At 64.1% G+C, this 14614-nt stretch carries 12 protein-coding genes and 1 tRNA gene; all 13 read right to left on the reverse strand.

Going from position 1 to position 14614, the window contains the following annotated elements; all coding sequences use genetic code 11:
• Positions 1 to 122 precede the first annotated feature (122 nt).
• Complete coding sequence (locus tag A1351_RS20330; RefSeq protein ID WP_024879580.1) at positions 123 to 1463, reverse strand: APC family permease; 1341 nt, start codon at positions 1461 to 1463, stop codon at positions 123 to 125.
• Positions 1463 to 2197 (reverse strand): class I SAM-dependent methyltransferase, encoded by a 735-nt coding sequence (locus tag A1351_RS20335; protein ID WP_024879579.1) that lies wholly within the window; start codon positions 2195 to 2197, stop codon positions 1463 to 1465. The genes A1351_RS20330 and A1351_RS20335 overlap by 1 nt, the downstream gene beginning before the upstream one ends.
• A 262-nt stretch (positions 2198 to 2459) precedes the next feature.
• Positions 2460 to 4661 carry an outer membrane protein gene (locus A1351_RS20340; protein WP_064033774.1) on the reverse strand — a complete coding sequence of 734 codons (2202 nt, stop codon included), beginning with the start codon at positions 4659 to 4661 and terminating at the stop codon, positions 2460 to 2462.
• 934 nt (positions 4662 to 5595) lie between these two features.
• Positions 5596 to 5671: transfer RNA gene (locus A1351_RS20350), tRNA-Lys, on the reverse strand.
• A gap of 116 nt (positions 5672 to 5787) precedes the next feature.
• A complete protein-coding gene (locus A1351_RS20355) occupies positions 5788 to 6021 on the reverse strand; it encodes a DUF1467 family protein (RefSeq protein WP_024879561.1) in 234 nt (77 codons plus the stop codon).
• Positions 6022 to 6068: 47 nt separating this feature from the next.
• Complete coding sequence (mce, locus tag A1351_RS20360; RefSeq protein ID WP_024879560.1) at positions 6069 to 6473, reverse strand: methylmalonyl-CoA epimerase; 405 nt, start codon at positions 6471 to 6473, stop codon at positions 6069 to 6071.
• Between the two features lie 40 nt (positions 6474 to 6513).
• Positions 6514 to 8184, reverse strand: a complete 1671-nt coding sequence (locus A1351_RS20365; RefSeq protein ID WP_064033776.1) for a ribonuclease J — start codon at positions 8182 to 8184, stop codon at positions 6514 to 6516.
• A complete protein-coding gene (locus tag A1351_RS20370; RefSeq protein WP_024879558.1) occupies positions 8181 to 8984 on the reverse strand; it encodes a biotin--[acetyl-CoA-carboxylase] ligase in 804 nt (267 codons plus the stop codon). Before A1351_RS20370 ends, A1351_RS20365 begins: the two co-directional genes overlap by 4 nt.
• A 5-nt stretch (positions 8985 to 8989) precedes the next feature.
• Positions 8990 to 10423 (reverse strand): NADH-quinone oxidoreductase subunit NuoN, encoded by a 1434-nt coding sequence (gene nuoN, locus A1351_RS20375; protein WP_064033781.1) that lies wholly within the window; start codon positions 10421 to 10423, stop codon positions 8990 to 8992.
• Between the two features lie 13 nt (positions 10424 to 10436).
• Positions 10437 to 11948, reverse strand: a complete 1512-nt coding sequence (locus A1351_RS20380; protein WP_024879556.1) for an NADH-quinone oxidoreductase subunit M — start codon at positions 11946 to 11948, stop codon at positions 10437 to 10439.
• The gene (nuoL, locus tag A1351_RS20385; RefSeq protein WP_024879555.1) at positions 11948 to 13993 is read right to left on the reverse strand and encodes an NADH-quinone oxidoreductase subunit L; all 2046 of its coding nucleotides are present in this window, start codon (positions 13991 to 13993) and stop codon (positions 11948 to 11950) included. Before nuoL ends, A1351_RS20380 begins: the two co-directional genes overlap by 1 nt.
• Positions 13994 to 13999: 6 nt before the next feature.
• The gene (gene nuoK / locus A1351_RS20390; protein ID WP_018265958.1) at positions 14000 to 14308 is read right to left on the reverse strand and encodes an NADH-quinone oxidoreductase subunit NuoK; all 309 of its coding nucleotides are present in this window, start codon (positions 14306 to 14308) and stop codon (positions 14000 to 14002) included.
• A 13-nt stretch (positions 14309 to 14321) separates the two neighbouring features.
• Positions 14322 to 14614 (reverse strand): NADH-quinone oxidoreductase subunit J (locus A1351_RS20395; protein WP_198162458.1); only part of this gene is annotated, 293 nt, incomplete at its 5' end.

Raw genomic sequence — 14614 nt, forward strand, 5'->3', positions numbered from 1 at the left:
AGACGTTCCGCCGCCTTGTCCACAATTCACGCGATGTTCTTTTTTTGTTCTAGCACCTCCCGCCGTGACGCGCAACGCCCCCGCCTCCTGTCGTCTTCACCGCAGCGAAGAACACGCCCAGGCTAATTCGCCGTCCTCGGACGGCTCAGCGCATAAGCCAAAAGGCCGACGCCGATCAGCACGGCGGCGGCAATCGCCGAGGCCGGCCGCATCATCAGAGCGGAGATCATGATGCCTGTCGTCGTCGTCAGAAACACGATGGCGGCGCATAGCTCGGGAAGCTTCCCCGGCGCGAGGCCATGACGCATCGCTTGTCGAAGCCATCCGATGACGACAGCTCCTGCCGAAAGACTCAGCGTGACGCCGGCGAATTCCAGGAGATCGCGAAGTCCTGCGCTCCAAATGACGATGAGGCTGAACGCCGTCTGCGCCAGTATGGCAAAGCGCGGATGATCGCCATGCAGTCGGCCGAATGCGGCCGGAAGCGCGCCGTCCCGCGCCATTCTCGCATAGACGCGCGGTCCGCTCAGCAGCATGGACGACGCCGAGGTGACGAGCGCGAGCGCGATGAGCGCGCTCAAAGCCTGCTCCGCGCGCGGACCGCCGATCGCCAACGCCGCGAGCGCGCCGGATTCGGCGACGCCGCGGATTTGTCCCGGAGGCGCGCCATAGAGGATCACCGCGCTCACGCCGAGGTAGAGTCCGATGACGAGAAGCGTCCCCGAATAGAGCGCGCGTTCCACCGTGCGGCCGCCGCCGGCGATATCTCCCGTGACATAGACCGCGGCGTTCCAGCCCGAATAGGCATAGGATATCCACACGAGCGATCCGGCGAAGGCCAGGGGCTGAAAGGCTTCGAGCGAAAGCGGCGGCGCGGCCGCGATCGCCGCGCCCGCCGTGGGGGCGCCGAAAGCGATGAACGCGACGATCGCGCCGACCTTGATCAGGACCGCGAAATTTTGCAATGCGACGCCCTTGGCGGGCGCGCCGGCGTGGAGCAGGCCGAGGCAGATCACGATGAGCGTGGCGACCCATGGCGTCGCCGCGCCGGGACCGCCGGCGCGCGCCAGATAGAGCTGCGCGCCGAGAGCGGCCGCGGCGATCGGCGTGGTGAATCCCGCGACGAGGGAAATCCATCCCGCCACAGAGCCCAGCGCAGGATGCAGAGTATTTCGCAGGAAGACGTATTCGCCGCCCGACTCTGGATATTTGGCGGCGAGATCGGAGTAGACCACGACGCCGGCGAGCGCATAGACGCCGCCCATCAGCCAGGAGAGCATGACGAAAGCCGGCTCTCCGAGATCCGCCAGAGCGAAGCCGGAGGTCGTGAAGACCCCCGTTCCGACGGTGTTGGCGATGACCAGCGCGACCGCGCCGGAAAAGCCCAGCAGCTTGCGCTCCGGCCGTCCCCGCTCGCCGCCGGGCGCGCGGCCCTCGGCGGCGGGCTCGAAAGGCGCGCCCATCAGTCGCGCTTCTGATAGACGAGGAAATATTGCCGCGGCAGGAAATCGTGCTTCTCGACCAGCGAATAGCCGGCGGCTTCCAGTTCCTTCGTCACTTGCTCGGGCGGTATTCGGTGTTCCACGGGCGGGCCGTCCGGCGAGTCGGCCTTGAAGTCGACGATCGCCAGTCGTCCCTTCGGCCGCAGCGACGATTTGAGCGCAGAGAAATATTGCGTGCGATTTCCAATGTGATGATAGGTGTCGACGACGAGAGCGAGATCGACGGGCTCGGGAAGATTGGCCTTGTCCGCACTCGATTGTACGGGCGTGAGATTGGCGAGGCGCTCGCGCTTGGCCCGCTCGCCGAGATAGGTCACCATATCGGGCTCGACATCGGCGGAATAGAGCTTGCCGTTCGGAATGCGCTTGGCGATTCTGACGCTGAAATAGCCGGTGCCGGCTCCGATATCCGCCACGCGCGCGGCGCGGTCGAGATGCAGCGCGTCGACGACCTTCTCCGGCTTCTGCCAGGCGTCGCGCTCTGGATCGTCGAATTTTTTCGCCCATTTGGCCGCATCGTCGAAGCGCTTGTGAAACGCCCCGTCGGACGAGGGGCCGGCGTGGTCGCCGTGATGGCCGCCGCCCTTGCCGTCATGCTCCATGGGCGCGGCGGTCTGCGCGAGCGAGAAATGCCCGACAGAGCCGAAGAGGATCAGCGTGAGAGCGGCGACCGCCGCTCGAATGGGCTTTTTCATTTTTGTTCCCTTTGAGATCATGGGTCGTCTGGTTGCAACAGAACGAGGAGCGATGAGTTGCGCGCGTTAGGCGAGGCCGCGCAGAGCGATCCTCGACCTCGCACCTGCATAGATGTCGCCCGCTCGCGGGACACGCAGCGTCATTTTGTCTCGTGGAAGCGGCGACGCTGCATTTCCGTCAGGCCGGTCGTCGCGCCCTTCGATCCCTCGCCGAACTCATGCTCGCCGCCGCCTGGCGACGTCGAGCTCACGCCGTGTTTCGTCAAAAACCGAAATTCAACGCCGTGTTGAGCTCCCATTGTTGCCCGATCTGTGGGCCGTTCAATCGTTGATAGACGGGAGCGCCCGCCTCGACCGCGATCCGGACCGGCTTCATGCCTTCCGACTTCAGGAGATATTCGAAGCCTCCGAGAAGCTTGACGCGCTCGCCGCCCTGATAGTCGGGAACGGTTCCTTGCTGCGCGCCCCAGATCAGCACATCGTGACCATAGATGCGGTCCCATACCGTGGCGGCGACGCGGCCCGTCGCTGCGAGACCCTGCACGATGTCGTAAGCGCCCCACGCCGAGATCTCGTTCGACAATCCCCTGAGATAGCCGGACTGATTTTCGCCGAGCGCGGCGCGTCCCCGATAGACGAGGCCCCATGACCAAGCGTCGAGCTTTCCCCTGTAGGTGAAGCCGAACAATCCGTCATAGGTTCCCGTTCCGAGCTGCAATCCGTAATAGGCGCGCTTCTGGAAGAACACTCCCGAGGGATGCATATGAATGATCTCCTCGGAAATGCTTCCGGTCGGCAGGCTTAGGCCGAGGTTCACATGTAGATGGTGAATGTCGTCCTGGTAGAGGCGGACGAGTCCCTGGACCATCGTGTCGCCCCAGCCCTGGGTGGCGGAATTGGTCGGGCCGAGTGGAATCGATCCATTCGGTCCCTTGAAAACTGTCATGCTCATGTTTCTGTCGGACAGAGATCCCATGATCATGACATTGAACCAGTCCGTCACTCCGAACATTCCATGGAACATATGCATCTGCATTTTCATATTGTCGGGAGCGTTTCGTAGCGTTCGCGTCGGATTGGCCGCGAAGAAATTCGGCAAAGCGAAGACGCTATTGGGAACCCAGGGAATCTGCGTCACCTGATAGGGCGCGATCTTCGTGGTTCCGATGTAATCATCCCGCATGACGGAATAGCTCGGCGTATAGGCGAAGCGCGCCTCTCCGGCGCCGACCATATGCGCGCCGTAAACGCCCGCCGGCACGACCGTATGGACATTGCCCTTATGCTCCCCGCCATGTCCCTCCTTCGCGCCGCCAGCCCCTTTGTGTCCGCCGGCCGAGGCGCCGGCGACATGGCTCGCGCCTTTGCTTTTTCCGCCATGCATGCCGCCCGCGCCATGATGTCCCGAACGAGCGCCGGCGCCCGCATGACTCTCGCCGCCTTTCTGCATTCCTTCGGTATCGCCGTCGCGCGCATCGGAGGCGTCGCCGTCGCCCGTTGCGTCATGCGCTCCGCCCGCGTCGCCGCCTCCATGTCCGGCGGCGGCGACATTCGAAACGAAATGGTAGTTGATGCCGATGCGGGCGATGCTTCCACTCATGCGCGGCGATGAGACGACCGAACTGGTCCAGTCCGCGGGGACCCCATTGGCGCCGCCGAACGCATTCGCGAGGAGTGGATAGGCTTCCGACGCGGTGCGGACTTTTCCGCCACCCAGGGAGAAATAGAGATATTCCGCCTTGAGGCTCCAATCGGGCATGAACATCCATTCGACGCCGGCGCCGGCAGTCCAGCCGGTTTGCGGAGTCAGATTGGCGAGATTGCCGATCGCATTCTGTATGGGGAGGCCAGCAGCATTGGCGTAGAGAGACGACAATGCGAGCTTGTTCTCGACTCCTCCGAAAGCGAAGCCGCCCGTGGCGTAGACGAATAAGGTCGGATCCGTGAGATAGCCGAGACGCGCGCGAACCGTGCCGAGATATTGCAACGAAGACGATCCGCTCGCGGAATTGACGAGGCTGTCGCCATTGGCGAGCAAGTTGCGCGAGAAGGTCGCGAGGCTGCCGCTGCGGCCTCCGACGGCGAGCCCCTGGAAATCGGCTTCGACGCCGGCGATGATCCGGCCGAGATATTCGCTTCGATAATTGTAGCCGATCTGAAAACCGCCGAGGAAGCCGCCTTCGTCGCCACCGGCCAACGCCCCATTCTGCGTCGCCCAGAATGGCGCGCGCGCCTGCCACATTGCCGGATCGGTGAGGAATTTTCCTGTGACCGCCGGAGCGGTCGTATAGACGATCGGACCGGCGCTCGCCGCGACGCCCCCTATATCGAGGCCTCCATAGAAGCCCTCCCATTTCGGAAGCGGGAGAATTGGCGTGACCTCACGCAATGGAAGATCGGCCGCGAGCGCGGCGCCGACCGCGAACGCCGAAGCGCTCGTCGACAAAAGAAAAAGCAATCTCATTGTTTCATGCCTCGAATAAAAAAAGTCGAATTCTCGAATGAATCGGACAGGCTCGATGAAATCGAGCCGACCGTCGAAATCGTTCGGAGGACAGACACGCGTCGGCGCGTCATCTTCAGCAGGCTGTGAATCGTCTGAAGATCAGATGCGCGGCGGCGCTCGCGACGACCAGGATGTAATCCAACCCGATGGTCGCTCTGAAGTGACGCGAGCCAGGAAAAAGACCATCGACGCGGTGGAATCCGCCGGGATGAATCGAAGCATGGCCCCCGTGTCGGGGATGGCGTCGGCCGTCGCGTCACGCGCTCCGGCGTTGCAGAGAATGCAGCAGACCGAATGATCTCCGCGCTCGTCGGCCGGGGCTTTGTCGGCGCTCTGCGTCCCGCAAGCCGCGACGATCGGCGGCGATGACGCGCCGAGCTGGTCGCCGCCGACGACATGCATGACGAATGCAGGAGAAAGGGCAAGAAACAAGCTTTTGATCACGAACAGGCAGACGATCGAGCCCGCGAATGTTCCGCGAGCGCGCCATCGTCGTCCTGTCCGCAGTAAAGCCATCTGAGAATCCGTAATAATGTCGTCTCAGACATCATCACGACCCGACAGAAGCGCGTCAATCAGCGCGAGCCCGGACCACCTTGTTGAAAATCAACGCCATCAGAGCCGAAACACTCGGTCCAAGTGAAGCGGGACGCCGACTTCCATACCCTCGTCCGATTGCAGGAGAGGCGATGTCTCATCGGCAGCAGACGCGAAAGGCGAGAGTCACGCTCGCCGAAGGGATGTGACGGCCTCGAGCCGAAGCGATTCGGGGGATGGCCATTTCGCTGCTACGGCGGCGGCCGATCCTCCCCTCGTCTGGGACGCTTCGACGAGGCCAGCCGAGAGTGGCGGCGACGCCCCAGCGGGGCGGATCTCTATGTCTTTGCTATTGTGGTGAGCGCGATGGGACTCGAACCCATGACCCTCTGATTAAAAGTCAGATGCTCTACCGACTGAGCTACGCGCTCGCTGGAATGCCGCTTCGAATCGCAGGGCGAGCCCGCGCGGTTCGTCGTGACCCCGGCGGCTCGACCCCTACCTGTTGGCGAGGGGCCGGTCAACCCCGGCTCGAGCGGATCGCTCCTCAGGCCATCCATTTCACATAGAGCACGAAGAGCCAGAACAAGATCGCCGAGACGATCGTCGTCACAACAGCCTTGATCCACAGCTTGGGGGCCACGGGCGCGCCCGGATCCCCTCCCGTCGGCGTGTCGTCCTCCTCTTCCGAGGAGCGGACGCCGAAAGGAAGGATCGCGAACAGCACGATCCACCATATCGTGAGGTAGATCGCTACGGCGAGCGGCGTCGTAAATGGCAAAATCCGCGCTCCTCGACCTCGCGCCGGGCCTGTTGGCCCTCGCTCATTCAGGCCTGCTCGAGCTCGACCAAGGCCCCGTTGAAATCCTTCGGATGCAGGAAGAGCACCGGCTTGCCATGGGCGCCGATCTTCGGCTCGCCATCGCCCAGCACGCGCGCGCCGGAGGCTTTCAGCTGGTCGCGCGCCGTTAGAATATCATCCACCTCATAGCAGAGATGATGAATTCCGCCGGCCGGATTTTTGGCGACGAAGCCGGCGATCGGCGATCCTTCGCCGAGCGGCTGCAGCAGCTCGATCTTGGTGTTGGGCAGCTCGACGAAGACGACCGTGACGCCGTGCTCGGGAAGAGACTCCGGCTCGGAGACCTTGGCGCCGAGCGTATTTTTATATGTCGCCGTCGCCGCCGCGAGGTCCGAGACGGCGATGGCCACATGATTCAAGCGTCCGATCATGACGTTTCCCTGAAATTTCTCCAGAGACCTAAATGCGTCATCACGCCTCGATGATCAATACATGCACTTGCGGTTTCTTGCCCCACACCGCATTGACGCTGGCTCGCACGGCGCGCTCGACCGCCGTCGCCGCGGCGTCGAAATCCCGCCGCTTCGGCCGTGGCAGATTGTCGAAGGTGCGGAAGATGGCGTCATCCACCACCTCGCCCATATCCACCCCGTCGCGGCCCTTCTTGGGCAGGCCGGAGATCAGCACATCGGGATCGCCGACGAGATCGCCGCGCTTGTCGATGGCGAGCGCCAGCGACACCACGCCGGAGAAGCTCAGCCGCGCGCGCTCGCGCACGGCGCCGTCATCCTCCGAGACGAGCACGTCGCCGTCCTTGAGCAGGCGCCCCGTCGGCGCCTTGCCGACCACGCCGGGCTCCCCCGGAAACAGCCGCACAATGTCGCCATTGCGGGCGCCGATGGTGCGCTCCACCCCGCGCGCCTTGGCGAATGCCGCATGGACGGAAAGATGATGCCCCTCGCCATGCGCCGGCACCGATATGCGCGGCCGCACCCAATCATAGAGCTGCGCGACTTCGCCGCGACGCGGATGGCCGGAGCAATGGACGAGATGGTCATGATCGGTGATGACCTCGACGCCCTGGTCGCAGAGCTTGTTGACGACGCGATGCACTTCGCGCGTGTTGCCCGGAATGGCGCGCGAGGAGAAGATGACCGTATCGCCGGAGACGAGCTTGATGACCGGATGCTCTTTCTCGGCGACGCGGGCCATTGCGGCGCGCGGCTCGCCCTGACTGCCGGTCGCCAGCACCACGATCTTGTCGCGCGGCAGGGCCGTGAACATGTCGAGCGAGAGAAATGGCGGCAGGCCGTCGAGAAAGCCGCATTCGCGCGAGACCTGAATGACGCGCTCCATGGCGCGGCCGGCGACGACGACGCTGCGTCCTGCCGCCTGCGCCGCCTCCGCCACGGCGCGGATGCGCGCGACATTGGAGGCGAAGGTCGTCACCAGCACGCGCTCCTTGGCGTCGCCGATGAGCTTGCGCAGCGTCTGCGCCACATCGCTCTCGGAGAAGCTGTCGCCCTCGCGCAAAATATTGGTGGAGTCGCAGATCAGCGCGTCGACGCCCTCGTCGCCGAGAGCGGTCAGCCGCGCCGCGTCGATGCGATGGCCGACGCCGGGCTCGGGGTCGATCTTCCAGTCGCCCGTATGAATGGCGAGGCCGAGCGGCGTGCGGATCGCGAGCGCATTGGCCTCCGGGATCGAATGCGCGACGGCGACGAATTCGACGTCGAAGGGACCGATATCGAGACGCTGGCCCGTCGCCACGGTGACGACCTTGATATTGGGCGCGCCCGCCTCCTGCAGACGGCGCGCCTCCAGCAGGCTCGCGGCGAAACGCGTCGCATAGACGGTGCAGCCGAGCTTGGGCCAGAGGAAGGAGAGCGCTCCGATGTGGTCCTCATGGGCGTGGGTGATCACCAGCCCGACGAGATCGCGGCGGATCTTCTCGACGAAAGTGACGTCCGGCATCAGCAGATCGACGCCCGGCAGCTCCGGGCCGGGAAAGGCGAGGCCGCAATCGACCATCAGCCATTTGCGCGTCTTGGGCGGGCCGAAACCATAGAGAGCGGCGTTCATGCCGATCTCGCCGAGACCGCCCAAAGGGGCAAAGACGAATTCGCTCACTTCCTCGTTCATCGGCCACGCTCCGGCTCGGGCCGGGCCGCCGCGAGGGCCGGCAAGAAGATATCTCCCGCTTCTATGGCGCGACGGCCGCTGCGGGTGGAAATAATCAGGCGTCCGTCGGCGTCTATGGTCTCGAATAGTCCGGAGACCGTCTCGCGTGGAAGACGCGCCTCGATCTCCCCGCCCAATCCCGCCGCATGGCCGAGCCAGCGCTCGCGAAGCGCGGCGAAGCCGGAGCCGCCCGCCCAGAGAGCGAGCGCCTCCACCATTTTATCGGAGAGCAAAGCAAAGAGCGCGCCGGCCGCAGGGCCGCCCAAACGCGACAAATCGCTCGCCGGATAAGGCAGATCGGCCGGCGCGGCGACGCAATTGACCCCTATGCCGATGACGCAGCCGAAGGGCGCCCCCTGCCCCGCAGGCTGGACGCCCTCAAGAAGAATGCCCGCCAGCTTTTCGCCGTCGAGCAGAACGTCATTCGGCCATTTCAACGCGAGCCGATCGACCGCGCCAGTCGCCTCGATCAATGCGCCGATCGTCGCGAGCCCGGCCGCGAAGCCGAGCTGCGGCGCGAGCGCCGCCGGCCCAAAGCCGGAGACGAGCAGGCTCGCATGGAGATTTCCGCTCATCGAGCTCCAGCTGCGGCCGAGGCGGCCGCGGCCCTTGGTCTGGCGCGCGGCGACGATCCACAAGGGACCGGCGTCGCCCGCCTCGGCGCGACGCTTGGCTTCGTCATTGGTCGAGTCGATTTCGTCGTAAATCTCGAGACGGACCCCGCGCGAGAGCGCGTGGTCGCCGAGCCTCGCGCCCTCCATCGGGCTCAGAACAACGACTTGGCGGCAGCCGTCGCGGCCTCCACCACGGGGGCCGGATAGACCCAGAAGCCGAGCAGGAACACGGTCGAAACCGCGAGCACCGCGCGCAGCGACAGAGGCGATTGGTCGAAGGCCGGAGCCGGCTCGTCGAAATAGATCACCTTGACGACGCGCAGATAATAGAAGGCGGAGATCGCGCTCGCCAGCACGCCGACGATGGCGAGCGGATAGAGCCCGGCGTCCACCGCCGCCAGCAGCACGTAATATTTCGCGAAGAAGCCGGCGAGCGGCGGCACGCCCGCGAGCGAGAACATCAGCATGGCGAGGAAGAAGGCCGCCGTCCCATTATTGCGGGAGAGGCCCGAGAGATCGCTGATCTTCTCGACCGGACGACCCTCGACGCGCATCTGCAAAATGGCGGCGAAGGCGCCGAGCGTCATCACCAGATAAATGGCGAGATAGATGGCGACGCCGCGCACGCCCGCCTCATTGCCCGCGGCGAGGCCGACCAGGGCGAAGCCCATATGGCCGATCGAGGAATAGGCCATGAGGCGCTTGATGCTGGTCTGGCCGATCGCCGCAAAGGAGCCGAGCAGCATGGAGGCGATGGCGAGGAAGATCACGATCTGCTGCCACTGCCCGACAATGCCCGGAAAGGCCGTGAAGATGATGCGCGCGGTGATCGCCACGGCGGCCATTTTCGGAGCCGAGGCGAAGAAGGCGGTGACCGGCGTCGGCGCGCCCTCATAGACGTCCGGCGTCCACATATGGAAAGGCGCGGCGGACATTTTGAAGGCGAGGCCGGCCAGCACGAAGACGAGGCCGAAGATCACGCCGAGCGGCGGCGCGCCAGTGATCGCCTTGGCGATGCCGTCGAAGGAGATGGTCCCCGAGAAGCCGTAGAGCAGCGAGGCGCCATAGAGCAGCATGCCGGAGGAGAGAGCGCCGAGCACGAAATATTTGAGGCCGGCTTCCGAGGCGCGGGCGTCGTCGCGATCGAAGGCGGCGACGACATAGAGCGCCAGCGACATCAGCTCTATGCCGAGATAGAGCGCGATGAGATTATCCGCCGAGACGAGCAGCAGCATGCCGATCGTCGACAGCACCACCAGCACCGGAAACTCGAAATTGCCGAGCTTGGCGCGCTGCAGATAATCGCGCGACATCAATATGGTGACGAGCGAGCCGACCAGCGTCAGCACTTTGACGAAGCGCGCGAAAGCGTCATCGACGAAGGCGCCCTCGAAGAGCGAGGCTTCCGAGGTCTGGCCGAAGAACAGCGCCAGAATGGCGAGGCCGAGCAGCCCCGCCGCGAGCTCGTTGACGAGGTCGAAGGCGCGCGTCCCGCGCCAGGCGCCGATGAGGATCAGCGCCAATACGCCGAGGGCGAGGATGGTTTCCGGCAGGAAGTGATGCGCGAGGGCGGTTGAGAACGACATCGTCAGCGACCGATCATTGAGCGGCCTGGGCGACGACATGCGCCGCATTGGCCAGGGCCGTGTGAGATTGCAGGAGATTGGCGACGGCGGCCGCCGAGGCGTCGATGATCGGCTGCGGCCGCACGCCGTAATAGAGGGTGAGCGCGATCAGCGGCACGAACAGGACGAGCTCTCGCGCCGAGAGATCGCTGATCGTCTGCAGCGACGGCTTCTCGAGCGCGCCGAAGACCACGCGACGGTAGAGATACAGCGCGTAAGCCGCCGACAGCACGACGCCCGAGGTCGCGAACAACGCCACCCAGCTATTGGCGACGAACGCCCCGGTGAGCGTCAGAAACTCGCCGACGAAGCCGGACGTGCCCGGCAGGCCGACATTCGCCATGGTGAAGATCATGAAGGTCACGGCGTAGAGCGGCATGCGATTGACGAGGCCGCCATAGGCCGCGATCTCGCGCGTATGCATGCGGTCATAGATGACGCCGACGCAGAGGAAGAGCGCGCCGGAGACGAAGCCATGCGAGATCATCAGGAACATGGCGCCCTGCACGCCCTGCGTCGTCAGCGTGAACAGGCCCATTGTGACGAAGCCCATATGCGCTATCGACGAATAGGCGATGAGCTTCTTTATGTCCTCCTGCACCAGCGCGACCAGCGAGGTGTAGATGACCGCGATCACCGACAGCGCATAGACGAGCGGCGCGAAATAGGCCGACGCGTCCGGGAACATGGGCAGCGAAAAGCGGATGAAGCCATAGCCGCCCATTTTCAGAAGGATCGCCGCCAGGATCACCGAGCCCGCGGTCGGCGCCTCGACGTGGGCGTCCGGTAGCCAAGTGTGGACCGGCCACATCGGCATCTTCACCGCGAAAGAGGCGAAGAAGGCGAGCCACAGCCAGATCTGCATCGACGGCGGGAATTTCGTCTCGAGCAGAATGGCGATGTCCGTCGTGCCCGTCTTGCCGTAGATCGCCAGAATGGCGATGAGCATCAGCAGCGAGCCGGCGAGCGTGTAGAGGAAGAATTTGAAGCTCGCATAGACGCGCCGCTTGCCGCCCCAAATGCCGATGATGAGGAACATCGGAATGAGGCCGCCCTCGAAGAAGAGATAGAAGAGCACGAGATCGAGCGCGCAGAACACGCCGATCATCAACGTCTCCAGGACGAGGAAGGCGACGAGATATTCCTTCAGCCGAAACTTCACCGACTCCCAGGAGGCGAGAATGGCGAAGGGCGTCAGGAAGGTCGTCAGCAGCACGAAGGGAATGGAGAAGCCGTCCACGCCCATTTTATAGGTGAGGCCGGCGCCGAACCAGGCCCTCTCCTCGACGAGTTGGAAAGCGGCGCTCGCCGTGTCGAAACGCCCCCAGACGACGAGCGAAAGCAGGAAGACGACGATCGTCGTCAGCAGCGCCGCCCATTTGGCGTTGCGAAGCGTCGCCTCGCTCTCGCCCTTCAGCGTGAGGATGAAGGCCGCGCCGACCAGCGGCAGAAAAGTGAGGCCGGTGAGAATGCCGAAGCCGAACATCAGCGCAGACCTCCTGCGACGAACCAGGTGACGACCGCCGCGACGCCGATCAGCATGGCGAAGGCGTAGTGATAGACATAGCCGGTCTGCAGCTTCACCGCGAGGCGAGCGCCGTCGACGACGCGCGCCGCAATGCCGTCGGGGCCGAGCCCGTCGATGATGCGGCCGTCGCCGCCCTTCCACAGTAGCCGACCGAGCGCGAAGGCGGGACGCACGAAGATCGCGTCATAGAGCTCGTCGAAATACCATTTGTTGAGCAGGAAGCGGTAGAGCCGCGGGAAGGCGTGCGCGATCTTCTGCGCCGTGCCCGGCGCCAGCTGATAGACGAAGAAAGCGCCGAGGAAGCCGAGGATCATCATCACCGTCGCGGCATAGGACACCCAATGCGGGATCTCATGCATGGCATGGAGAATGTGATTGTCGTGGCCGGTATAGAGCGCGCCCTTCCAGAACTCGTCATAGCCATGGCCGGCGAAATCGCCCATGAACACGGCGCCCGCCGCCACCGCGCCCACCGCCAGAACAGCGAGCGGGACCAGCATGACGATCGGCGACTCGTGCGGCGCATGATGGCCGTGGCCATGATCGTCATGGGCATGATCGTCGTGGCCATGGGCGTCCGCATGCGCGTGATCGTCGTGGCCATGCGCGGCATGAGCGTCCGCATGCGACTCCTTCGCTTTGCCGAAGAAGGTCATGAAGACGAGACGCCAGGAATAGAAGGAGGTGAGGCCCGCCGCGACCACCGTCGAGACGAAGGCGAGATAAGCGACGCTGCGATGCTCGCCGGCGGCGAAGGCCGCCTCGATGATGGCGTCCTTGGAGAAGAAGCCGGCGAAGCCGAACTCCGTCCCCGGAATGCCGACGCCGGTCAGCGCCAGAGTGCCGATCGTCATCATGGCGAAGGTGAAGGGAATCTTGTTCCACAGCCCACCCATGTTCCGCATGTCCTGCTCGTGATGCATCGCATGGATGACCGAGCCGGCGCCCAGGAACAGCAGCGCCTTGAAGAAGGCGTGGGTGAAGAGATGGAACACGCCGAGCGAATAGGCGCCGACGCCTTCCGCCACGAACATATAGCCGAGCTGCGAGCAGGTCGAATAGGCGATGACGCGCTTGATGTCGTTCTGCACGAGGCCGATCGTCGCTGCGAAAAAGGCGGTGATCGCGCCGATCAGCGTGACGAAAGCGAGCGTGTCCGGCGCATATTCGAAGATCGGCGACAGGCGCGCGACCATGAACACGCCCGCGGTCACCATTGTCGCGGCATGGATGAGCGCGGAGACCGGGGTCGGGCCTTCCATCGCGTCCGGCAGCCAGGTGTGCAGCAGGAATTGCGCGGATTTGCCCATCGCGCCGATGAAGAGCAGGAAGGTCGCCAGCGTCAGCGCGTCGAAATCGGCGCCGAACACATGAATCTTATGGCCCGCTATGCCGGGAACCGCGGCGAACACCTGCTCGAAGCTCAAGGATTGCGTGAGCTGGAAGATGAGGAAAATGCCGAGCGCGAAGCCGAAATCGCCGACGCGGTTGACGACGAAGGCCTTGATGGCCGCGGCGTTGGCCGAAGGCTTCTGATACCAGAAGCCGATGAGGAGGTAGGAGGCGAGACCGACGCCCTCCCAGCCGAAGAACATCTGCACGAGATTATCGGCCGTCACCAGCGACAGCATGGCGAAGGTGAAGAGCGACAGATAGGCGAAGAAGCGCGGACGATCCGGATCTTCGTGCATGTATCCGATCGAGTAGAAATGCACGAGAGCGGAGACGCTGGTGACGACGACGAGCATCACCGCGGTCAGCGAGTCGACGCGCAAGGCCCAATCGACGCTGAGCTTGCCCGAGGTGAACCAATTGGCGAGCACCGGCGCGCTCGCATGGCCATGGCCGAGCGCGACATCGAAAAACTCGATCCAGGAAAAGCCGCAGGCGATGAACAGCAGCGTCGTCGTCACGAGCTCGGACGCGCGCGCGCCGATGCGCCGTCCGAAAATGCCCGCGATGAGAAAGCCGATGAGCGGCAGAAAGACGATTGCTTGGATCATCGGCGCTCAGCCCTTCAGAGAGTTGATGTCCTCGACCGCGATCGTGCCGCGGTTGCGGAAATAGGTGACGAGAATGGCGAGGCCGATGGCCGCCTCCGCCGCCGCCACCGTGAGGATGAACAGAGCGAAGACCTGGCCGGTCAGATCGCCGAGCGAGGCCGAGAAGGCCACGAGGTTGATGTTCACTGCGAGGAGGATCAGCTCGACCGACATCAAGATGATGATGATGTTCTTGCGGTTGAGGATGATGCCGGCGACGCCGAGCGTGAACACGATCGCCGAGACGACGAGATAATGGGTGAGGTCGACGACCATTGCTGCGATCCCCTCAGACGCCCGCCCGCGAGGGCACTTTCTTGATCTCGATGACATTGTCGCGCGTGCGCGCGTTCTGCTCCTCGATCTTCTGACGCTTGACGCCGGGACGGTGATGCAGCGTCAGCACGATCGCGCCGATCATGGCGGTGAGCAGCACCAGCGCCGAAGCCTGGAAGAACAGGAAATATTTCGTGTAGAGCACTTGGCCGAGCGCCGCCGTGTTGGACACGCCAGCGATGATCGGCGCTGCGGCGGCCTCTTTCGCGCCGGGCGCGCTCTGCCAGCCGAGCGCGACGAGGCCGA

The sequence above is a fragment of the Methylosinus sp. R-45379 genome, assembly GCF_001644125.1.
Lineage (GTDB): Bacteria > Pseudomonadota > Alphaproteobacteria > Rhizobiales > Beijerinckiaceae > Methylosinus.